This is a genomic window from Flavobacterium sp. R1_16 (assembly GCF_057652095.1).
Window position 1 is genome coordinate 202,113 of sequence record NZ_JBYFCG010000003.1, and the last position, 20,641, is coordinate 222,753.

The 20,641-nt window shown below is 31.7% G+C and carries 19 protein-coding genes; 9 read left to right on the top strand and 10 right to left on the bottom strand.

Annotated features, from left to right (window positions below; genetic code table 11):
- Positions 1-85: 85 nt before the first annotated feature.
- Positions 86-2,833, top strand: a complete 2,748-nt coding sequence (locus tag AC23L6_RS07070; protein ID WP_487561380.1) for a DNA gyrase/topoisomerase IV subunit A — start codon at positions 86-88, stop codon at positions 2,831-2,833.
- A gap of 40 nt (positions 2,834-2,873) precedes the next feature.
- Here the strand turns inward: AC23L6_RS07070 and AC23L6_RS07075 are convergent, their stop codons facing one another.
- From AC23L6_RS07075 to AC23L6_RS07085, 3 genes are all read right to left on the bottom strand, one after another.
- Entirely contained in the window at positions 2,874-4,088 is a 1,215-nt protein-coding gene (locus AC23L6_RS07075; protein WP_487561379.1) for an RsmB/NOP family class I SAM-dependent RNA methyltransferase, read from the bottom strand.
- Positions 4,089-4,186: 98 nt separating this feature from the next.
- Positions 4,187-6,163 carry a KUP/HAK/KT family potassium transporter gene (locus AC23L6_RS07080; RefSeq protein ID WP_487561377.1) on the bottom strand — a complete coding sequence of 659 codons (1,977 nt, stop codon included), beginning with the start codon at positions 6,161-6,163 and terminating at the stop codon, positions 4,187-4,189.
- 356 nt (positions 6,164-6,519) lie between these two features.
- Entirely contained in the window at positions 6,520-7,692 is a 1,173-nt protein-coding gene (locus AC23L6_RS07085) for a hypothetical protein (RefSeq protein WP_487561376.1), read from the bottom strand.
- A gap of 231 nt (positions 7,693-7,923) precedes the next feature.
- Here AC23L6_RS07085 and AC23L6_RS07090 point away from each other — a divergent pair, with 231 nt between their 5' ends.
- Positions 7,924-8,592: a carbonic anhydrase gene (locus AC23L6_RS07090; protein ID WP_487561375.1), complete on the top strand. Its 669-nt coding sequence runs from the start codon at positions 7,924-7,926 to the stop codon at positions 8,590-8,592.
- Between the two features lie 15 nt (positions 8,593-8,607).
- Here AC23L6_RS07090 and AC23L6_RS07095 read toward each other — a convergent pair whose 3' ends face one another.
- The 4 genes from AC23L6_RS07095 to AC23L6_RS07110 all read right to left on the bottom strand — a co-directional run bounded on the left by AC23L6_RS07095 (position 8,608) and on the right by AC23L6_RS07110 (position 11,241).
- On the bottom strand, positions 8,608-9,063 hold the full coding sequence (locus tag AC23L6_RS07095) for a sensor of ECF-type sigma factor (RefSeq protein ID WP_487561374.1): 456 nt from the start codon (positions 9,061-9,063) through the stop codon (positions 8,608-8,610).
- A gap of 32 nt (positions 9,064-9,095) precedes the next feature.
- Positions 9,096-9,509 (bottom strand): hypothetical protein, encoded by a 414-nt coding sequence (locus AC23L6_RS07100; protein ID WP_487561373.1) that lies wholly within the window; start codon positions 9,507-9,509, stop codon positions 9,096-9,098.
- Positions 9,510-9,539: 30 nt separating this feature from the next.
- Positions 9,540-10,016, bottom strand: a complete 477-nt coding sequence (locus AC23L6_RS07105; protein ID WP_487561601.1) for an RNA polymerase sigma factor — start codon at positions 10,014-10,016, stop codon at positions 9,540-9,542.
- A 124-nt stretch (positions 10,017-10,140) separates the two neighbouring features.
- Entirely contained in the window at positions 10,141-11,241 is a 1,101-nt protein-coding gene (locus AC23L6_RS07110) for an SRPBCC family protein (RefSeq protein ID WP_487561372.1), read from the bottom strand.
- Positions 11,242-11,524: 283 nt separating this feature from the next.
- Between AC23L6_RS07110 and AC23L6_RS07115 the strand changes: the two genes are divergently transcribed.
- A complete protein-coding gene (locus AC23L6_RS07115) occupies positions 11,525-13,561 on the top strand; it encodes a dipeptidyl-peptidase 3 family protein (protein ID WP_487561371.1) in 2,037 nt (678 codons plus the stop codon).
- Between the two features lie 75 nt (positions 13,562-13,636).
- Here the strand turns inward: AC23L6_RS07115 and AC23L6_RS07120 are convergent, their stop codons facing one another.
- Positions 13,637-13,918, bottom strand: a complete 282-nt coding sequence (locus AC23L6_RS07120; RefSeq protein ID WP_487561370.1) for a hypothetical protein — start codon at positions 13,916-13,918, stop codon at positions 13,637-13,639.
- A gap of 360 nt (positions 13,919-14,278) precedes the next feature.
- Between AC23L6_RS07120 and AC23L6_RS07125 the strand changes: the two genes are divergently transcribed.
- Positions 14,279-14,662: a pyrophosphohydrolase domain-containing protein gene (locus AC23L6_RS07125; protein WP_487561369.1), complete on the top strand. Its 384-nt coding sequence runs from the start codon at positions 14,279-14,281 to the stop codon at positions 14,660-14,662.
- Between the two features lie 75 nt (positions 14,663-14,737).
- Here AC23L6_RS07125 and AC23L6_RS07130 read toward each other — a convergent pair whose 3' ends face one another.
- The gene (locus tag AC23L6_RS07130) at positions 14,738-15,805 is read right to left on the bottom strand and encodes a branched-chain amino acid aminotransferase (RefSeq protein WP_487561368.1); all 1,068 of its coding nucleotides are present in this window, start codon (positions 15,803-15,805) and stop codon (positions 14,738-14,740) included.
- A 272-nt stretch (positions 15,806-16,077) separates the two neighbouring features.
- Here AC23L6_RS07130 and mnmC2 point away from each other — a divergent pair, with 272 nt between their 5' ends.
- The 3 genes from mnmC2 (at position 16,078) to AC23L6_RS07145 (ending at position 17,505) form a co-directional block, all read left to right on the top strand.
- Positions 16,078-16,740 (top strand): tRNA (5-methylaminomethyl-2-thiouridine)(34)-methyltransferase MnmC2, encoded by a 663-nt coding sequence (mnmC2, locus tag AC23L6_RS07135; protein WP_487561367.1) that lies wholly within the window; start codon positions 16,078-16,080, stop codon positions 16,738-16,740.
- A gap of 133 nt (positions 16,741-16,873) precedes the next feature.
- A complete protein-coding gene (locus AC23L6_RS07140) occupies positions 16,874-17,071 on the top strand; it encodes a hypothetical protein (RefSeq protein WP_487561366.1) in 198 nt (65 codons plus the stop codon).
- A 236-nt stretch (positions 17,072-17,307) separates the two neighbouring features.
- Positions 17,308-17,505 carry a hypothetical protein gene (locus AC23L6_RS07145; RefSeq protein ID WP_487561365.1) on the top strand — a complete coding sequence of 66 codons (198 nt, stop codon included), beginning with the start codon at positions 17,308-17,310 and terminating at the stop codon, positions 17,503-17,505.
- A 31-nt stretch (positions 17,506-17,536) separates the two neighbouring features.
- Here the strand turns inward: AC23L6_RS07145 and AC23L6_RS07150 are convergent, their stop codons facing one another.
- Positions 17,537-18,478, bottom strand: a complete 942-nt coding sequence (locus AC23L6_RS07150) for a LysR substrate-binding domain-containing protein (RefSeq protein WP_487561364.1) — start codon at positions 18,476-18,478, stop codon at positions 17,537-17,539.
- 145 nt (positions 18,479-18,623) lie between these two features.
- Here AC23L6_RS07150 and AC23L6_RS07155 point away from each other — a divergent pair, with 145 nt between their 5' ends.
- Together AC23L6_RS07155 and AC23L6_RS07160 are read left to right on the top strand one after the other, a co-directional pair.
- Positions 18,624-18,911: a hypothetical protein gene (locus AC23L6_RS07155; protein ID WP_487561363.1), complete on the top strand. Its 288-nt coding sequence runs from the start codon at positions 18,624-18,626 to the stop codon at positions 18,909-18,911.
- Positions 18,912-18,976: 65 nt separating this feature from the next.
- Positions 18,977-20,632: a SulP family inorganic anion transporter gene (locus tag AC23L6_RS07160; protein WP_487561362.1), complete on the top strand. Its 1,656-nt coding sequence runs from the start codon at positions 18,977-18,979 to the stop codon at positions 20,630-20,632.
- Positions 20,633-20,641: the final 9 nt, after the last annotated feature.

Genomic DNA, 20,641 nt, shown 5'->3' on the forward strand with positions numbered 1-20,641 from the left:
ATTAAATAGAAATAAATTAAAATTTTTAAGGTTTTTATCGGCACAATTTTAAACCAAATTAAACCTTAAATTTTTAAACTTTTATATGAAAGACGAAGAAGAAGACGATATCATTCCAAACGAAGACGACCCGAGCGATAGCGAACAGGCGGAGCAAAACAACGAACCGTTAAACGAATCTACAGATGATGAAGCTACGGAAGAAGGTTTTGAAGACGTAATTCGTCCTTCAACAGGTAGTCATTTTTATGAAAATGATGAGAATCCCGAAGATACTATTACCAAAGTTACAGGAATGTACAAGGATTGGTTTCTCGACTATGCTTCCTATGTAATTTTGGAACGAGCTGTACCCGCTATTGAAGACGGTTTTAAACCAGTGCAACGTCGTATCATGCATTCTATGAAAGAGTTGGATGATGGACGTTATAACAAAGTGGCGAATATTGTTGGGCACACCATGCAGTACCATCCACACGGAGACGCCAGTATAGGTGATGCGATGGTTCAGATAGGGCAGAAAGATTTGATTATCGATATGCAAGGAAACTGGGGAAATATCCTCACAGGAGACAGTGCGGCTGCTTCTCGTTATATTGAGGCTCGTATTTCTAAGTTTGGTCACGATGTGCTCTATTCCCCAAAAATAACCGAATGGGGTTTGTCTTATGATGGAAGAAGAGCAGAGCCTATAAATCTTCCTGTAAAGTTTCCGCTTTTGTTAGCACAAGGTGCTGAGGGTATTGCAGTAGGCTTATCTACCAAAGTATTACCGCACAATTTTAACGAACTTATAGATTGTTCGATTAAAGTTTTAAAAAATAAACCATTTACACTTTATCCAGATTTTCCAACCGCAGGTATTGCAGATGTTTCTGCTTATAATGATGGAATGCGTGGAGGTAGAGTTCGTGTGCGCGCCAAAATCAATCAATTAGACAAACAAACTTTGGTAATCACTCAAATTCCCTTTTCAACCAATACTTCAACTTTAATTGATAGTATATTGAAAGCCAATGAAAAAGGAAAAATAAAAGTTAAAAAAATAGAAGACAACACTGCTGCTGAAGTAGAGATTTTAATCCATCTTCCGCCGGGTGTTTCTCCTGACAAAACCATTGATGCCTTGTATGCATTTACGGCTTGTGAAACTTCGGTGGCGCCCTTAGGTTGCGTAATCGAAAATCATAAACCTCGATTTATTGGGGTTTCCGATATGTTGAAGATTTCAACGCATAGAACCGTTGATTTATTGAAACGAGAATTGGAAATTCAATTGGATGAATTAGAAAATAAATGGCATTTTTCCACTCTAGAAAAGATTTTCATTCGTGAAGAAATGTACATCGATTTCAAATTATACTCCGACAGAGAATCGCTTTACGTTTACATGTATGAGCGTTTCAAACCATTTGTAAAATCATTTGTTCGTGAGATTAATGATGACGATTTGCAAAAATTGACACAAATTCCTATGATTCGTATTACACGTTTCGACTCTGATAAAGCGGACGATGCTATTGCGAAGTTAGAAGCTGAAATGGAGCAGGTAAAGCATCATTTGGATCATATTATTGATTTTGCAATTGATTTCTTTCAAAAATTGAAAGATAAATACGGTAAAGGTCGTGAACGCCAAACTGAACTTCGAAATTTTGATACTATTGAAGCTACCAAAGTAGTATTGAGAAATACTAAACTTTACGTTAACAGAGAAGAAGGTTTCTTTGGGACTGGCTTAAAGAAAGATGAATATGTGGCTGATTGCTCTGACATTGACGATGTAATTGTTTTTCTTCGTGATGGAAAAATGATGGTGTCTAAAGTGGATGATAAAAAGTTCGTAGGTAAGGACATCATTCACATTGCAGTATTTGACAAAAACGATAAACGTACCATTTACAACATGATTTATCGTGATGGGAAAAATGGTTCGGCTTTTATCAAACGTTTTAATGTCTCAGGTATTACTCGTGATAAGTTCTATGATTTAACCCAAGAAAAGGCGGGTTCACAAGTTTTGTATTTTTCTGCCAATCCAAATGGAGAAGCTGAGGTTATTACGATTTTATTGAGACAAGTAGGAAGTGTGAAAAAACTAAAATGGGATGTCGATTTTAGTGACATTGCTATAAAAGGAAGAGCCTCACGCGGAAATACGGTGACTAAATATTCCATCAAGAAAATTGAGCTTAAAGAAAAAGGAATCTCCACACTTCGTCCCCGAAAAGTTTGGTTTGACGATACAGTTCAACGATTGAATGTCGATGGTAGGGGAGAGTTATTGGGTGAATTCAGACCTAACGATCGCCTACTCATCATCAATCAAAATGGAAAATTGAAGACGATTATTCCAGAGTTGACAACTCATTTTGATGAAGGAATGATTGTATTAGAGAAATGGAATCCTACAAAACCTATTTCTGCAATTTATTATGACGGTGAAAAAGAACGCTACTTCGTAAAACGCTTTTTAGTAGAAAATGAGAATAAAGAAGAAACTTTTATTACGGAACACGAAAAATCACAATTGGAGATAGTTTCTACCGATTGGCGTCCTGTTGCTGAATTAGTTTTTGCTAAAGTTAAGGGAGTTCAAAAAGAAAATATGAAAGTAGATATTGAATCCTTTATTGCTGTTAAGGGTTTTAAAGCTCTTGGAAACCAACTCACAACAGATAAATTAAAACAAGTGAATTTATTAGAACCTTTGCCTTACGAAATTCCCGAAGAGATTGTACCCGAGGAATCAGAAGCAGAATCTACTCCTCAAATAGATTCGATTGATGAAGATATTCAGTTGGACGAAGATGGTCAGATAACTTTATTTTAATAAAAAAGCTGTTACTTGTGTAACAGCTTTTTAGTTTAAACTATATTTTCCGTTCTAACAAAGCCATATAGAATCCATCAAATCCAGATTCAGAGGCTAAAATTTTTGAATCTTTGATAAAATTGAAATTTTTACCAGTATCAGTAGCTAAGAATTTTTCTACTTGTTTCTGATTTTCAGAAGGCAAAACAGAGCATGTCGCATATACTAATTTTCCGCCAGGCTTTACTATTTTAGAATAACTTTCCAAAACTTCAGCTTGAACTTTTCGTATGTTATCTATAAACTCAGGTTGTAATTTCCATTTGGCATCTGGGTTTCTTTTAAGAACTCCTAATCCACTGCATGGCGCATCAATCAATACACGATCTGCTTTTTCGTGTAGCTTTTTTATGACTTTCGTACTATCAATTATTCGATATTCGATATTGAAAGCTCCATTTCTTTTGGCACGTAATTTCAGTTGCTTTAGTTTACTTTCATATAAATCCATAGCAATTAATTGCCCTTTATTTTCCATTAAGGAAGCAATGTGTAATGTTTTTCCTCCAGCACCAGCACAAGTATCCACAACACGCATTCCAGGTTTTACATCAAGAAAATGAGCTACTAATTGTGAATTTGCATCCTGAACCTCAAATAAACCTTCTTTAAAAGCATCTGTAAGGAAAACATTTGCTCTTTCTTTGAGTACTAAGGCATCTGGCTGGTCATTTAAATAATCTGTTTCTATATTCAAATCCATTAAAATGGCTCGAAGTTTCTGTTTTGTAGTTTTTAGTGTATTGACTCTCAAAATTACTTTTGCAGGTTGATTTTGAGCGGCAATTTCTGTAGTCCAAACTTTTTCTCCTAATTCTTGAACGCCTAATTCGTCCATCCAATTAGGAATGGATTCTCGAAGCGCTCTTATTTTTGAAAGCTCATCAAAACGACCTTTTATTTTTCGTTCAGGAGTACCTTCTAATTGTCTCCAATCTGGAATAGGATATCCTCTTAAAACAGCCCAAACTGCAAAAATTCTCCAAAGATTGTCTCTGTCGTATGGTTCTTTTACCTCAGCAATTTCTGCATATAATCGTTTCCATCGTACGATTTCATAGATGGTTTCAGCAACAAATTTTCTGTCAGAACTTCCCCAACGTTTGTCTTTTTTTAAGGCTCTTGCAACAACTTTATCGGCATATTCTCCTTCGTTAAAAATTGCATGCAATGAATCTATTGTGGTGTAAACTAAATTTCTGTGTAATCTCATTTTTTGTAATTGAAGCGCAAAGGTACTACATTAATGATGAATGTCATAAAGGGTATCTTTATTCCCTAAAAAAAATACTGCCTAAGCAGTATTTGATATTATTTAATTCGAGTAAGATAGATTTTCTCTGGAGCATGCAATACTAGTGGGAATTGTTCAATTTTAACAGAACTACTATCTAATCCAAAGGCATTTCCTTCTGACAAACTGAATTTCTTAATAAAGAAATAAGTATTCATAATAATTTTTTCATGCCACAACATGTCGCTGTCGTTGGAAAGGAATTTTTCAGACAAGACAAATTTGAAGTCACCAAGTATGTTGTTTTTATTCAATGATTCGTAACGACTGGTAACATCAACTTCGCCATTTTTTACCATATCGGTCAGTACTTCCTTGAACATTAAATTTATTTTGGTTGGTTCTCTGAAACCTAAATTAAAGTCAATTCTAAATAAATCATCTTTGATAATTTCGGTTACTTTGTATTCTTTTTTATAAGGTTCATTTAAAATATTGACATGAACAAACCAGTAAATATCAGCTCTTTTTGGTCTTTTTTGAAGTATAGAATACATAACTTTCTCTTCAATTTCGTCTGTTCTTCCAGCATTGGTCATGTAGACTAAATGTGTAGCGTATTTTGGAATTGATAAATCTACAGATAGTTCCGCCATTACTTTTTTATAATCGTCAATTTTTACAAATTTGGTGTAGTTTTTACTAATTTGTTTGGCTAAATACCAAGTGGTCATAATTGATATTAAAAGGATTGCAATTATTAATGTCACATAACCTCCATCTGCAAACTTTGTAATATTAGCATAGAAGAAGCTGAACTCAATTAAGGTGTAAACTCCTATTAAAGGCATAATAAAATACAGTTTAACTCTTTTCATTATGAGATAATAATTGAGTAGAATAGTGGTCATTATCATACACAAAATAATCGCCAGTCCGTAGGCATGTTCCATATTACTTGATTCCTCAAAATGAATAACAACCCAAATACATCCTAATAATAGCAACCAGTTTATTGAGGGTATATATAATTGTCCTTTAAGTTCTGTTGGATATTTTATTTTTACTTTCGGCCAAAAATTCAATCGCATGGCTTCATTTATTAAGGTGAAAGAACCGCTAATTAATGCTTGAGAAGCAATTACAGCAGCAAGTGTAGCTACAATAATCCCTACAGGTTGGAACCAACTTTCCATAGTTAAATAGAAAGGATTGGCGTTAGAACCACCAAGACTTCTCAATGTTTCTCCTTCATGTTGAATTAAATAGGCACCTTGTCCGAAGTAGTTTAAAATCAGTGCTACTTTCACAAATATCCAACTGATTCTGATGTTTTTTCTTCCACAATGCCCCATATCAGAATATAAAGCTTCAGCTCCCGTTGTACACAGAAAAACAAAACCTAGTACAAAAAAACCTTCAGGATTTATGCCTTCATCGGCCATTAATAAGTTATATGCATAATAAGGATTAATCGCTTTTAAAACTTCAAGATTGCTTGAAATTTGGATGGCTCCAATTATTCCTAACATTAGGAACCATATTAGCATTACTGGAGCAAAAAATTTACCGACAAGCTTAGTTCCAAATTGTTGAATAGTGAATAAAACAAATAATATCCCAATAACGATAGGAATTGTATTTATTTGAGGATAAAATGTTCTAATTCCCTCCACGGCTGAAGACACAGAAATAGGAGGGGTTATTATTCCATCAGCGAGTAGAGCACTACCTCCAATGATTGCAGGTATGATCAACCACTTTATTTTGGTTCGTTTGACTAATGCATACAAAGCAAAAATTCCACCTTCACCATGGTTGTCTGCGCTCAAAGTAATTAGTACATATTTGATGGTTGTTTGTAATGTTAATGTCCAAAAAACCAATGAAATTCCACCTAATACAAGTGCTTTGTTGATGGCGAAGTCAAGTCCAAGAATCGCCTTCATAACATATAGTGGCGAGGTACCAATATCACCATAAATTATCCCTAAAGAAATCAATAAGCCGCCTATTGTTAATTTACTGTGAAGACCGTGATGTTGAGAGCTCATAAAAAGATATTAGAAAAAGCCAACAAATTTACTATTATAAAATATATAAATTATTAATTAGAATAAAAAAATATTAAATCAAACACGTTGGGTGTAATTATTAAAAACGTCAGTTTGAGTTTTTTTGTGTAGTCCCGACGCTTCGAGACGGGACAAAAAATGTATCGAGAACCGTTTTTAATGAAACTTTTCTTGTTCTCGACACGATTTTCTAGCAAAAATCACTCGAACTGACGAAAAATTTTAATCAAAAACTAATTACATCCAACGGGTTAAATCGAGTTATTGGTAATAAGAAAAGGGTAAACACTTATATGAAAAGTATTTACCCTCTTTCGGTTATTTTGAAACACAATCTATCTACGCATAGCTCCATTGCCTCTGTTTCCTCGAGAAGATGCATCCCTATTTTGTTGATTTTCTCTTTGTGGAGCTCTACTAGCTTGACCATTCGACCGAGTGGATTCAGTTCTGTTTTGAGAATAATTTTCTGAAGGTCTAGTATTGTTTCGTCTATTTACGTCTCTAGTAGTATTTGAATTCGATCTTTCGTAGGAAGATTGATTTTGCATTTTGGTTTCTGAATTAGAAAAAACTCTTTCTCTATTTATATTCTCCAGAGCATTTTTTTCTCTAGTCGTATTTGAATAATTTTTCTCATAGACAGATTCTCTCTTGCCGTTATTTGAATTGTATTCGGAGGGGTTTGTTCTTGAATAGGACCTATTGTTGTAATTCCTGTCGCTATTGTAGGCTAATTCGTTTCTTGAACTTACATTTCTATAAGTTCTGTGTTGGTCTAATTCATACCTGTTGACTACATTTCTATTTCTATGTGAAAAAGATCTATTAGGAAAATTTCTCTCACAATAGTTTTGTCTTACAGCATGGTGAATTTTTATTGCTCTATGACAATTTCTATACGTTACATAATTGTATTGGTTGTTAAAATTGATGTACACATTAATGTTATTTCTATATCTAAATAACGGATAAGGATTCCATACATAGTAATAACTTGGGTAATAGTTCCAATACCAAGTAGAGTAATAGGGTCTATAATTTCTAATCCAAAAATTGGAGTAAATAACTGGAGTATGAACATATACAGGCTCATAGATGTAATTTTCTCCATACATATAGACATCGCCAACTACTTGAACTTGAATTCTATTATTTCTGTCTTTTTCAACTTCAATAGTAGCAATATCTTGAAACATATCTTGACCAAGTACTGATTGAATAATAATTACATGGGTATTTTTTTCAACTGATTCAATAACGCGAAGATAATCTACTTGATTGTCGTTATTCAAATCTAGATTGGATATTTGAATTCTTGGGTCATTTAATTGTCTTTCAAAATCTTCTAAATTTTTTGCATCGCCAAAGAGTGAAGCCACAGCTCTTAAATCGAGATTATCACTAATTTCAGAATTAGTTGCATTTATAATTGTTCTATCCTGAGCAAAAACAATTACTGTTGACAGGAAGAATAAAAGTCCCAAGGAAATTATTTTAGTTTTCATGGTATACAAAATTAATTGGTTAATAAAAAGAGTTTCAAGTCTCTTTAAATAAACCAATTACTGTGCCATTATTTTACATTGAATAGGATTGCTTTACGCTGTTTTAAACTTTATGAATTATTTAAGAAGTACTTATTAAATAAAAAATATTTATACATTGTATATAAAACATTAATTATGTTAATGTTTAATCTTGTTATATGTTTGCCAAAACATTAAAACAAATTAGACATGAAAAAAATGACCACAATTGCCACAACTTTTTTAAGTATTGTATTTTCGGCATCTTCTTATGCTCAAGTTACAGCAGAACAAGCTTTGAATTTATTGAAAGAGGGAAACAAACGTTTTGTTGAAGGTAAAAGTATAAAACCCCATCAAAGTAAGGATAGAATAAAAGAATTAGCTACTGGACAAAAACCATTTGCAGTCATTGTTGGATGTTCTGATTCTAGAGTTCCAAGTGAAATTATTTTTGATCAAGGTCTAGGAGATTTATTTATAATTAGGACAGCAGGACAAGTATCGTCTTTTGCTTCTTGGGGAAGTATAGAGTTTGCCAATGCTGTTTTGGGAGCAAAATTAATAGTTGTTGTAGGACATACCAAATGTGGAGCAGTAGCTGCAGCATGTAAAGTTCCAGAAGTACCTGGGCATATTGTTACTTTAATAAATGCAATAAAGCCTGCAGCCCAATTAGCTAAAAAACATGAAGGAGATCTTGTGGAGAATGCAGTAAAAATTAATGTGGCTATGCAAGTTCAACAATTACAAAACATGGAACCTGTTTTAACTAAAGCCGTACAAAGTGGAGACACCAAAATCGTTGGTGCAGTCTATGATTTATCATCCGGAAAAGTAGAATTTCTAGACTCGGATTTTTTAAATACTTACAAATAATAGATTGAAAGTAGACTATTTAGGAATCCCTTGGTCTCGATATTGTTTTAACAATTTGCGATTGAAATCCTCTTCTACTTTTTTAAGTTTAATAATTTTAACAGGAGGCAATACATCTCTTAAATTTGACACGAATTTTTTGCGAAGCTGATACATTTCATCTTCGCTATTTTCCATCTGATTTAAAAGGGTTGTTGCCTCTTTTTCACTCATTTTTTCGACTTCACTACTTTCAAATCGTTTCATGTAAGAGCGAATTTTTTGTTGTTTCAATTCTCTCTGTTTTTCTTCAAAATTATTGTATAGGGGCCAAAATTTTGCAGCCTCATCAGTGGTGAGTTTTAATTCGTCTGTAATAAAAGCTATTTTTAAAGCTCTAATCTGCTCTTTTTTCTCTTTCAGGCGAGATTGAGCAAATCCATTTAAGGTAATTAAAAATAAAAAAAGTGGGAGCCATTTATTGATTTTCATGATGCGTATTTTTATATCAAAATTAATTTCTATTAGTTTATGATGTATTCTTCTAAATCAGAGTTTGTAGAAAGTATATCTTCTATGGTCTTATCTTCAATAGTGTAATCTAATTTCATTTTCTGAATATCCTCTTCATCTAGTAGTTCTACTATGTCATCGTTAGAAATTTCGGCATGATTGCTAAGGTAATTCTCTAGAGTCTCCTTGTCTAATTCAGTTGCAGAAGTTTTAAAAGTGTTAAAAATAGGAATAGAAAGTGAAATTACAAACACTGCTGCAATGGCAATTGTCCATATCCGTGTTTTGCTAAAAATAGGTATTACTTTCTTGGTATTTTCAGGTAACTGTTGTATTACTTTGTCTGAAAAAGTATCAAAATAGTGGTCTGGAATTTTAAATCCCGATTCTATTTTAGGTTCTTTATTTAATTCAAAATCATTCATAATCGTTAGACAGTATTATTTTCAAAAGGTTTAATTACTGATCATATAGTTCTCTATTTTTTTTACAGCGTGATGGTAGGAAGCTTTCAATGCTCCAACTGAAGTTCCTAAAATTTCAGATATATCTTCATATTTCATTTCCTCAAAATATTTCATTTTAAACACTAATTGCTGTTTTTCAGGAAGTGTGATGATGGCTTTTTGTAGTTTAATTTGAATCTCATTACCATCAAAATAGGAATCCGATTTTAGATTTTCTACTATTTTAGTTTGTAGTGCTTCACTTGTCGTACCGTTTTTTTTAGCTTTTTGATTTATAAAAGTGATGGCTTCATTCGTTGCAATACGGTATATCCATGAAAAAAGCTTACTATCACCTTTAAAGTTTTTCAAATACTGAAACACTTTTATGAAAGTATTCTGTAATACATCATCAGCATCATCGTGATTGAGAACAATATTTCTTATATGATTGTACAAAGGCTTTTGATATTGATTCAAGAGCATTCGAAACGCCTCATTCTGCGTTTTAGGATTCAATAGTTTTTGTATGAAATCTTTTTCTTCCAAAGAAATATTTTCTATTAGAATGCAACTAATGAAAAAAGTTTAAATTCCTTAAAAAAATAATTTATGGAGTTGCATTTTCAGTAGGAGTCTCAACGGGAGCTGCAGGTGTTACTTCTTCAGGTTTGGGTTTATAAACTACCACAGATTTTGGTTGTATCGGAATATAAATTTCAGTAATCCATTGCGAGGGATTTGCAATTTGATCCATATTTTTAGAATACAATTCTAAATAGGGGATAGCAGTATTTTGGGATAGATTATTTTTAGATATGTAATCAAAAGTTTTTTTCCAAGCTTCTTTACTGTGAGAGTAGTCACCAGTTAAAATTGTTTTTACTGCCTGAAAGGGATATAGTCTTCCAGAAGTGATGTCGCTTCCTTCACTCGTAAAAACGGCTTCTTTTATTGGAATGCAAACAGACAGTTTCGTAATTCCATTTGCAGTGTCGTAAGTGTGATAAATAACAAATGGTTTTCCGTACATGGCAAGCTTATTTTTCTTAAAAAAATGAATAAGCTTTGGAATCATGATTCTCAGATTTTTAGGTACATTACTTATTGTACTTGTAATTGTTTGTCTTAAGTAAAAACAACCTAATTTATTAACCGAACCTATTACTTTGATAGAATAGGTATTCAATTCGTAATCAAGCGTTTTGTCTAGATTAATCAAACTTTTTTCATACATAGTACCAATAACTTTGTCGGCGCCTCCTTTAAAAAAGCTGAAAATTTTAAAATCAAAATTCATAGAACCCACAGAACTCCATGTAACCTTTGTGCCTCCAACTGTATCTTTGAATGTCCAAAATACGTCTGAAGTGGAGCCATTAAAATTCATTTTTTGGTGTATACTTGCATTTTCTTTCACAGCAATAGTTTTCATATCACCATCTCCATCATTTCCTTTCCAAGAATATGAACCTCCTTTTCCCGACGTTGTAGCAGGGTAGTAAAATTTCATATCAGGATCATCTTTTTTCCATGAGCCAAATGTTTCCCAATTTCTATAATCGTTTACATAATTAAATACTGTTGACTTTGGAGATTTAATTATGATGCTTCGCGAAACGTTAAAATTTCCTTTTTGAGTAGCTACAAATACTGTTAATGCAAAAAAAGCAAGTAGAATAAGAAGAAAAATATATTTTAGAATTTTCATGCGAAATGACTGTTTGCTTTTGTAAAGTTAGAAATTTTATTAGGATTCTGAGTTATAGAAACGAAAAAAATTAAAATTATGATATGAAGAAATGCACTGTATATGTTTGAAAAAACATTTTAAAATTATTTTGAATACCAACATTTAATTGTAGTATTGGATTTCGTATTTGTTTTGTTAAAATTAAAATTTTGATAGATTATTGATTTGATTTTTATGATATATTCAAAGAATAAGTATATTTGTTTACTATTTACTATAGAAATAATTTAATTCAATACTAATGAAAATTTTTAAAATTACAGCTGTTTTACTAGCAACCTCAGTTTCATTTATTTGTAACTCACAAGTAACAAAAACTAAGGAAATTAAAAAAGCCAATGAAGCTCCATTTGAATACATTGTAGATCAATTTGCCGATATAAAGGTACTGCGATACCAAATTCCCGGTTGGGAAAATTTAACTCTTAATGAGCAAAAATTAGTGTACTATTTGACTCAAGCAGGAACAGCAGGAAGAGACATAATGTGGGATCAACATTACAAACACAATTTAAAAATTAGAAAAGCGCTTGAGCAAATTTATCAAAACTACAAAGGAGATAAAACTACTAATGATTGGAAAAATTTTGAAATTTACCTCAAGCGTGTTTGGTTTTCAAATGGAATTCATCATCATTATTCTAATGACAAAATTAAACCTCAGTTTTCGAAAGATTACTTTAATGCACTATTAGTTGCAACAAAAGTGAGTTTAGCACCTTCAATTGTTGATGTTCTTTTTAATGATATTGATTCTAAAAGAGTAAATCTTGATGAATCAAAAGGACTTTTAGAAGGCTCTGCAATAAATTTTTATGACAAAGGAATAACTGCAAAAGAGGTTGAAGAATTTTATGCTAAGATGAAAAGTCCAGATCCAGAAAAACCGTATTCCTTCGGTTTGAATTCAAAGTTAATCCGCAATTCAAATGGACAATTAGAAGAAAAAGTATGGAAAAGCAATGGAATGTATGGTTCTGCTATTCAAAAAATTATTTTTTGGTTAGAAAAAGCAAAGGGAGTTGCTGAAAATAAAAAACAGGCTGATGCTCTTGGTTTACTTATAGATTTCTACAAAACAGGAAATTTAAAAACGTGGGATGACTATAATATTGCTTGGCTTCAAGCCACAGAGGGTAATATTGATTACATCAATGGCTTTGTTGAAGTGTACAATGACCCGCTTGGATACAGAGGTTCTTATGAAGGTATTGTGCAAATCAAAGATTTTGACATGTCTGCAAAAATGGAAGTAGTTTCAAAAAATGCTCAGTGGTTCGAGGACAATTCACCTTTGTTACCCAATCATAAAAAGAAAAATGTAGTTGGAATTTCCTATAAAACAGTTATTGTTGCAGGAGAATCTGGTGATTCGTCTCCAAGTACACCCATAGGAGTTAACCTTCCTAATGCAGATTGGATTAGAGCAGCTTATGGTTCTAAATCAGTTTCTTTGGGGAATATTATTGAGTCTTATAATAAATCGGGAGGAAAGGGAAGGCTGCAAGAATTTGCAAACGACGAAGAAGAAATTGAATTAGCAAAAAAATATGGAGAGATTGGTGATAAATTACATACCGCCTTGCACGAAGTAGTGGGACATGCATCTGGTCAGATAAACCCAGGAGTTGGAACTCCAAAAGAAACTTTAAAAAGTTATGCATCAACTCTTGAAGAAGGCAGAGCTGATTTAGTAGGTTTATATTATGCCTATAGCCCAAAATTACAAGAATTAGGTTTGGTTGATGATTGGAAAAAAATGGGAATGGAATCCTATGACAGCTACATCCGAAATGGATTAATGACACAATTAATTCGTTTAGAATTAGGTTCTAACATAGAAGAAGCTCACATGAGAAATCGTCAGTGGGTAAGTGCTTGGGTTTTTGAAAAAGGACAAAAAGACAATGTAATAGAAAAATTAACTCGTAATGGTAAAACGTATTTTAACATAACGGATTATGATAAGCTTCATGAATTATTTGGTCAATTATTAAGAGAAGTTCAACGTATCAAATCTGAAGGTGATTACGAAGCAGGTAAAGCTTTAGTTGAGAATTATGGAGTAAAAGTAAATCAACAATTACATGCTGAAGTTTTAGAGCGAAACAAGCAATTTACTTCACCACCATATAGCGGATTTGTGAATCCAATACTAGTTCCTAAATTTGACAAGAAGGGAAAGATTATTTCTATTAGTGTACAACAACCTAAAACTTTCGTTGAACAAATGTTGAGCTACTCTAAAAATTTCAGTTTTTTACCTTTAGAAAATTAAAAAGAAGTCAATAAATATAAAAAGCCTCAAATAGCGTTTAGCTGTTTGAGGATTTTTTAATGAATTATCTTTGTCTTAGAAAAAATAGTTTTCGTTGAGCCAACGCTTAATTTTGTTGTGACCGTTCTTAGTATTAGGAAGATCTTCTTTGATAGCTTTTTCAATTTTGTGAAAAGTACTTATCATAGAATAGTTTTTTAAATTCATGTAACTATTTATAAACTGAAGTACTGCATAGCCATCTTCAGTATCTAAAATGTAAGTATCGTAAAAACGGATTTTCTTCGTACAATCAATGTTCTTACTTTCATCCCATTTATAAGAATATTTTAAATCAGATTTTTCAAAATTTCTCATAATCCTTGTTCATAAAAAACTTTTGCAATTTAAAATAAATTATTTAATAAAAACATCACTATTTATAGTGATATTTATCATTATCAATTAATTACCGTTTCATAGTTATTTTAATAACAAAAAGTAGGAATATGAAAACTAAGAAAGCTATTAAAACCTTATAACTTCCTTTGTAAAATTTCTGATGGATAATAGTATCCTTCCTATAAGAGAAAACAATAATTATTACAAAAGAAATTAAGAACAAAATCGCAAAAATCAACTGCCCCGTACTAAACATAACTTTAATTTATTTTTTACAAAAATAGACAATAATAAACAAAAGTTATTATTTTGCAGGAAATCAATAACAAACTAATTATGCAAAAACAACTTAACGCCGTTAAAGAATTTCATACTGCTTTTGCAATTGGACATAGCGAAACTCCAAGAGCAGATTTAGGAGAAACAAAGAATATACTTCGTTTCAATTTAATGAAAGAAGAAAATGAAGAATATTTAGAAGCAGTTCAAAATAACGATTTAATTGAAATTGCAGATGCACTTGGCGATATGATGTATATTTTGTGTGGTACAATCATTGAACATGGTTTACAACATAAAATTGAAGAGGTCTTTGATGAAATTCAAAGAAGTAATATGAGTAAATTAGGAGAAGACGGAAAACCTATTTATAGAGAAGATGGAAAAGTAATGAAAGGACCAAATTATTTTAAACCTGATTTCTCAAAAATACTAAAATAGTTTTTTGTCAATGTTGTAAAAACAAATAAGCGATTTCAAATTGAAATCGCTTATTTGTTTTAATAGTTTAAAAAACTAAATTTTAACGGTCCAACCGAAAGTGTCCTCAGACAATTTATGCTGAATATCTGTTAATTGATTTTTGAGTTGAGATGCATAAGTATTTTCAGTTTTTGGGAGTTCAAAATATTCCTCTTTGTATGAAAAGCCAACAATAGGGTTAACAACAGCTGCTGTACCTGCTCCAAAAATTTCTTTTAAAGTTCCATTTTTCGAAGCTTCAACAAGCTCAGCTACTAAGACAGGACGAACTTCTACTGGTATGCCTTGACTTTTTGCTAAATCTATAAGTGTTTTTCTAGTTACTCCATCGAGAATTCTCTCGCTAACAGGAGCAGTGAGTAGAGTATCATTAATTCTAAAGAAAACATTCATAGTTCCTGCTTCTTCAAGTTTTGTATGCGTAGCATCATCAGTCCAAATAACTTGTTGGAAGCCTGCTTTATTAGCCAAATTTGTTGGATAAAACTGAGCGGCATAATTTCCTGCAGCTTTTGCTGCCCCAATTCCACCGTTTGCAGCCCTACTAAAATGCTCTGCAATAATCACTTTTACTTCACCTGAATAATATGCTTTTGCAGGCGATAGAATAATCATAAACTTGTATTCATCAGATGGATTAGCAACAACACCTGCTCCTGTAGCAATCATAAAAGGTCTAATATACATTGTATTTCCTTTGCCTTTTTTAATCCAAGCTTCATCCAATTTTAATAGTTGATTCAAACCCTCCATAAAGATATCTTCAGGCACTTCAGGCATTGCCATTCTTACAGCTGAATTATTAAATCGTTTAAAATTTTCATCAGGTCTAAAGAGCCAAATGTCGTCATTGTCATCTTTGTAGGCTTTCATTCCTTCAAAAATGGCTTGACCATAGTGGAAAACTTTAGCGGATGGATCTAATAAAAAAGGAGCATAAGGCTTTATAACAGGTTTTTGCCATTCCCCATTTTTAAAATCACATTCAAATAAATGATCTGTAAATACAGCTCCAAAACTCAAGTTGTCGAAATCTACATCGTTTATTTTTGAAGTGGTTGCTCTTGTTATTTCAATTTTTGTGGTTTGAGTAGCACTCATAAGTATGATATTTTTTGTTGCTTGAATAGAATTATTTGTAGTTAAACGATACGTCGTGTTGTGCAAAATTAAATAAAAATTAGCAAAATCCTTGCCAAAATCCTATTATTTATAGTGTTTAATGATGATTTGTTTATATTTTAAAAAAGAGAAACGATTAGTTTAAATTTATATGAAATATTTAACGAAACATAGTTTTATTAGAATTATACATTGTTACTTTTGATAAAAATTTGTGAATCATGATTTCTAAATAGCAACATTATTCGAGCATGAAAAGAAAAATTATACAAACTCTCGACGGTTCAACTACTATCCAAATAGAAGAATGGGATGAATGTTATCATTCTAAACATGGTGCTATACAGGAGGCACAACATGTTTTTATAAAAAACGGTCTTTTGCTATTTCAAGATAAACAAGTTTCTATATTGGAAGTAGGTTTTGGAACTGGTTTAAACTGTTTTATTACGTATTTAGAATCGCAAAAAAGAAATCAACTTATTGATTATGTTGGGGTAGAGGCCTATCCAGTTTCGAGTAGTGAAGTACAATCTATGAATTATGTTCAAGAGTTAGATGCTCAAACAGAAAGTGCAATTTTTGAGAAAATGCATTCTTGTAATTGGGAAGAGAAGTGTAGACTGTCTAACGCTTTTACATTAACAAAAAGAAAGCAATTTTTTGAAACTATATCAGATATTCAACTATATGATTTAATATATTTTGATGCATTTGGATATAGGGTACAACCTGAGCTTTGGAGCACATCAATTTTTAGAAGTATGTATAACGCTTTGAAAAGTGAAGGGGTTCTTGTAACCTATGCTGCTCGAGGTGTAGTTAAAAGAAGCATGCAAGAAGTAGGTTTTATCGTCGAAAAATTAGATGGTCCTCCTGGTAAAAGAGAAATGTTTCGGGCGCTAAAATCATAATTTTTTTTGACTTTAAATTATTTCCCAATTAACATTTAATTTTTAAAAACAATTAGGATTTTCTATAAATTTGGATGCTTAATTAGTATACTTTAATTTCTTTAATTGACGCTCATACAACTCAAAAATAGTTATGAAAAACACCATGTTGGCCTACACCAAAAATATACTAGAAACGGTAAGTTTTGATTCTCAATTGTTTTGTAAAGAACTTGAGAAAGCCCTAAAAATACTTTTACCTTATGAAATTGAGCAACTTACAGAATGGCTTTTGATGTATACCATTGAAAAACCAGAGCTAAGGAGATGTCTTGTCTATATAAACAGCTAAAAAAATAATTGCAAACGACTCTTTTTTGTTATTGTACTACATTTTCTATAAAAAAGCAGTATTGTTTTTTATGATTTAAGTAAGATATTTCTCTAAAAATAATGTTAATTAACGTCAATAAACGTGTTTTTATGTATTTTATCGATTTTTTTTAACTCTTTTTGTTGGAGGTTACGTTTTTTTATTTTACTTTTACCTCACGTTCTTATTTAAGATAACCCCTAAATCTTATTGTTATGCCTAGAATGATCTACGATTACACCAAATCTGTGCTCGAGAGAGTGAGTTTTGATCCAGTTCTTTTTTGTAAAGAATTGAGAAAAGCATTAAAAAACTTATTGCCTTACGAAATTGAACAGTTAAAAAAATGGTTGCAAAACTTTACCTCGACGGAACATCCTGAGTTGCGACAATATATTGCTATTGTAAGTTAACAGTAGTAAAAAAGGAGCTTAAGCTCCTTTTTTATTTTATAGGTTTTGGACTAATAATTTCTACATTTTGAAAAACAATAGCGCCTTTTATTACCCCCATTATTGTAGAACGCAAGGCATCTATAATTTGTATTTTAAGCTCGCTTTTGGGAAATATGAGACTGACTTCTCGTGCGGGTTTGGGCTCTTTAAAATGTCTTAATTTTAATTTATCACTTTCTTTCAAATCCATTGTGTGTAAATACGGTAGCAAGGTAGTTCCAAGCCCTTCATCAGCTAATTTGATTAAAGTTTCAAAACTTCCACTTTCTATTTGAAAACGATTGGAATCATTTTTTGTATTGTTTTTACACAAATTCAATATTCCATCACGAAAGCAATGTCCATCTTGCAATAGTAAAATATCGTCCAAATTTAAATCTGAAACTTCAATTTCTTTTTTCTGAAAATGATGATGACTTTCAGGGATGTATGCAACAAATGGTTCAAAATACAAGACAATTTCTTTTATTTTTTCTTCCATCAACGGGGTGGCTGCTATTGCTGCATCAAGATGACCATTATTGAGTTTTGTGATGATTTCATCGGTATTCAACTCCTCAATAATCAGCTTTACCTTTGGGTATTTTTTTATAAAATTATTCAAAAACATTGGCAATAGAGTAGGCATAATAGTTGGGATTATTCCTAATCTAAATTCACCTCCGATGAATCCTTTTTGTTGTTCTACAATATCTTGAATTCTATCTGCCTCGTTGACAATATTTTTAGCCTGAGTAACAATTTTGAGACCTATGTCAGTAAGTTGAATTGGTTTTTTTGTTCGGTCAAAAATTTGAATATTTAATTCTTCTTCAATTTTTTGAATTTGCATACTCAAAGTAGGTTGAGTAACAAAACATTTTTCGGCTGCGAGTGTGAAATTTTTATGTTCAGCTACTGCTAAAACATATTTTAATTGTGTAATTGTCATACTTAATATTTATATGCAAATATAAAATTATCAATTTAACTTATGGCTTTATTGATAGGTTTTAATTTATAACATTTCGATTAATTAATGTTAAAAATTATATAATAGACTTCAATTGAACAGATGAAAAGTTACTTTTGCAACTATGAAATTAATAGCAGTATCAATACTATTTGTATTTGTTACTTTTCTATCAACACCAACTATTGTTACGTTAATAGAAAAGAATACGGATATTTCTCTTTTTTATAGTTTTTCTGAAGAAGAAGTTCATAAGAGTTATAATGAAATAAAAGCTGCTGTAAAAGAAAGTTCAGAGTATCATTTGTTGGACTCAAAAATAAATCCAAATACAATAATTGTTTCTGAAAACTTGTCTCGTCATGATAATGTTGCTGACGAAATATTTTCTCCTCCACCAGAATTAATGTAATACCTAATTTGAGATTTTTCACAATTTGTGAAAGACAGTTTCGTATTCAATTAATTCATGGGTAAATGACAAAAAAAATTAATCTTTTTGCAAACCTTAAATCTGATTTTTCTTCAGGTTTAGTGGTTTTTCTTGTGGCATTGCCACTTTGTCTCGGTATTGCATTAGCAAGCGGGGCACCATTATTTTCAGGAATTATTTCTGGAGTAATAGGCGGGATAGTTGTGGGCTATCTTAGTCAATCACATTTAAGTGTATCGGGTCCAGCTGCAGGTTTGACAGCTATTGTGCTAACAGCAATAACAGATTTAGGATCTTTTAACACATTTCTTTTATCGGTTTTAATTGCTGGAGTTATTCAACTTATTCTAGGCTTTATAAAAGCAGGCACAATTTCAAATTATTTTCCAAACAATGTAATAGAAGGAATGCTAGCGGGAATTGGGGTAATCATTATTTTAAAACAGATTCCGCATGCATTTGGTTACGACCCTGATTTTGAAGGTGATGAATCTTTTTTTCAGCTTGACGGAGAAAATACTTTTTCGGGATTATTAGAAGTTTTCAATCATATTCAATTGGGTTCAATAGTCGTAACCTTACTATCATTATCAATATTAATAATTTGGACTAAAATAGATTTTCTAAAAAAAATTAAATTAATTCCACCAGCATTAATTGCTGTTATCGTTAGTATTGCATTGAATGAATTTTTTATTCAATCCGGAAATGCATTAATCATCACATCCGATCATTTAGTACGTCTACCCATTCCCCAAACATTAGATGAACTGAAAAACATAATAATAACTCCAAATTTTTCAGCAATTTCAAATTCAAATGTTTGGATTGTAGCTCTTACAATAGCTATTGTCGCCTCAATTGAAACTTTACTTTGTATCGAGGCTTCGGACAGAATGGATTCTCAAAAGAGATATACAGATACCAACGTAGAGCTTAAAGCACAAGGTATAGGTAATATAGCTAGCTCATTGTTAGGTGGTTTACCTATGACATCTGTTGTTGTAAGAACCTCTGCTAATAATGCAGCTGGAGCTAAATCAAAGATGTCGGCGATTATTCATGGACTACTTTTATTAATAAGTGTTTTAACGATTCCTGCTATTTTGAACAAGATACCATTAGCGACTTTGGCTTCTGTTTTATTGCTAGTTGGTTATAAACTTGCTAATCCTAAGACGATACGCCATTTTTGGGAAAAAGATAAAGTCTTTCAGTTTATTCCTTTTATGTTGACTTTTCTAGCAGTAGTTTTTACAGATTTACTAAAAGGTGTGGCGTTAGGAATGATTGTTAATGTTTTATTCATACTAATTGGTAATTCTAAACGGGCTTATAAATTTAGAAAAGAAGAATATCAAGAAGGAGATATTATTCATATCGACTTGGCACAGGAGGTTTCCTTTTTAAATAAATCAGCAATAAAAGCTACTTTAAATGAGCTGCCTGAAAATTCAAAAGTGGTTATCAATGCTAGTGATACCGTTTATATTGCACATGATGTATTGGATTTGATTTATGAATTTGAAAAGATAAAATCTAAAGAATCGAATATTAATGTTAAATTAGTTGGCTTTAAAAAAGCATATAATTTAGAAAATAGCGATGATTATAAAAATACTGTTACATTTGAACACAAATACAATGTAATGAAGCGAAAATTAGAAGTCGTTGAAAAAAAGGATATACAATTCGATTAATTAAAACAA

What these genes read in the sequence shown, in the direction of transcription:
- AC23L6_RS07070 (WP_487561380.1), top strand. Translation starts at nt 86, where the DNA reads ATGAAAGACGAAGAAGAAGACGATATCATTCCAAACGAAGACGACCCG.
- AC23L6_RS07075 (WP_487561379.1), bottom strand. Translation starts at nt 4,088, where the DNA reads ATGAGATTACACAGAAATTTAGTTTACACCACAATAGATTCATTGCAT.
- AC23L6_RS07080 (WP_487561377.1), bottom strand. Translation starts at nt 6,163, where the DNA reads ATGAGCTCTCAACATCACGGTCTTCACAGTAAATTAACAATAGGCGGC.
- AC23L6_RS07085 (WP_487561376.1), bottom strand. Translation starts at nt 7,692, where the DNA reads ATGAAAACTAAAATAATTTCCTTGGGACTTTTATTCTTCCTGTCAACA.
- AC23L6_RS07090 (WP_487561375.1), top strand. Translation starts at nt 7,924, where the DNA reads ATGAAAAAAATGACCACAATTGCCACAACTTTTTTAAGTATTGTATTT.
- AC23L6_RS07095 (WP_487561374.1), bottom strand. Translation starts at nt 9,063, where the DNA reads ATGAAAATCAATAAATGGCTCCCACTTTTTTTATTTTTAATTACCTTA.
- AC23L6_RS07100 (WP_487561373.1), bottom strand. Translation starts at nt 9,509, where the DNA reads ATGAATGATTTTGAATTAAATAAAGAACCTAAAATAGAATCGGGATTT.
- AC23L6_RS07105 (WP_487561601.1), bottom strand. Translation starts at nt 10,016, where the DNA reads ATGCTCTTGAATCAATATCAAAAGCCTTTGTACAATCATATAAGAAAT.
- AC23L6_RS07110 (WP_487561372.1), bottom strand. Translation starts at nt 11,241, where the DNA reads ATGAAAATTCTAAAATATATTTTTCTTCTTATTCTACTTGCTTTTTTT.
- AC23L6_RS07115 (WP_487561371.1), top strand. Translation starts at nt 11,525, where the DNA reads ATGAAAATTTTTAAAATTACAGCTGTTTTACTAGCAACCTCAGTTTCA.
- AC23L6_RS07120 (WP_487561370.1), bottom strand. Translation starts at nt 13,918, where the DNA reads ATGAGAAATTTTGAAAAATCTGATTTAAAATATTCTTATAAATGGGAT.
- AC23L6_RS07125 (WP_487561369.1), top strand. Translation starts at nt 14,279, where the DNA reads ATGCAAAAACAACTTAACGCCGTTAAAGAATTTCATACTGCTTTTGCA.
- AC23L6_RS07130 (WP_487561368.1), bottom strand. Translation starts at nt 15,805, where the DNA reads ATGAGTGCTACTCAAACCACAAAAATTGAAATAACAAGAGCAACCACT.
- mnmC2 (WP_487561367.1), top strand. Translation starts at nt 16,078, where the DNA reads ATGAAAAGAAAAATTATACAAACTCTCGACGGTTCAACTACTATCCAA.
- AC23L6_RS07140 (WP_487561366.1), top strand. Translation starts at nt 16,874, where the DNA reads ATGAAAAACACCATGTTGGCCTACACCAAAAATATACTAGAAACGGTA.
- AC23L6_RS07145 (WP_487561365.1), top strand. Translation starts at nt 17,308, where the DNA reads ATGCCTAGAATGATCTACGATTACACCAAATCTGTGCTCGAGAGAGTG.
- AC23L6_RS07150 (WP_487561364.1), bottom strand. Translation starts at nt 18,478, where the DNA reads ATGACAATTACACAATTAAAATATGTTTTAGCAGTAGCTGAACATAAA.
- AC23L6_RS07155 (WP_487561363.1), top strand. Translation starts at nt 18,624, where the DNA reads ATGAAATTAATAGCAGTATCAATACTATTTGTATTTGTTACTTTTCTA.
- AC23L6_RS07160 (WP_487561362.1), top strand. Translation starts at nt 18,977, where the DNA reads ATGACAAAAAAAATTAATCTTTTTGCAAACCTTAAATCTGATTTTTCT.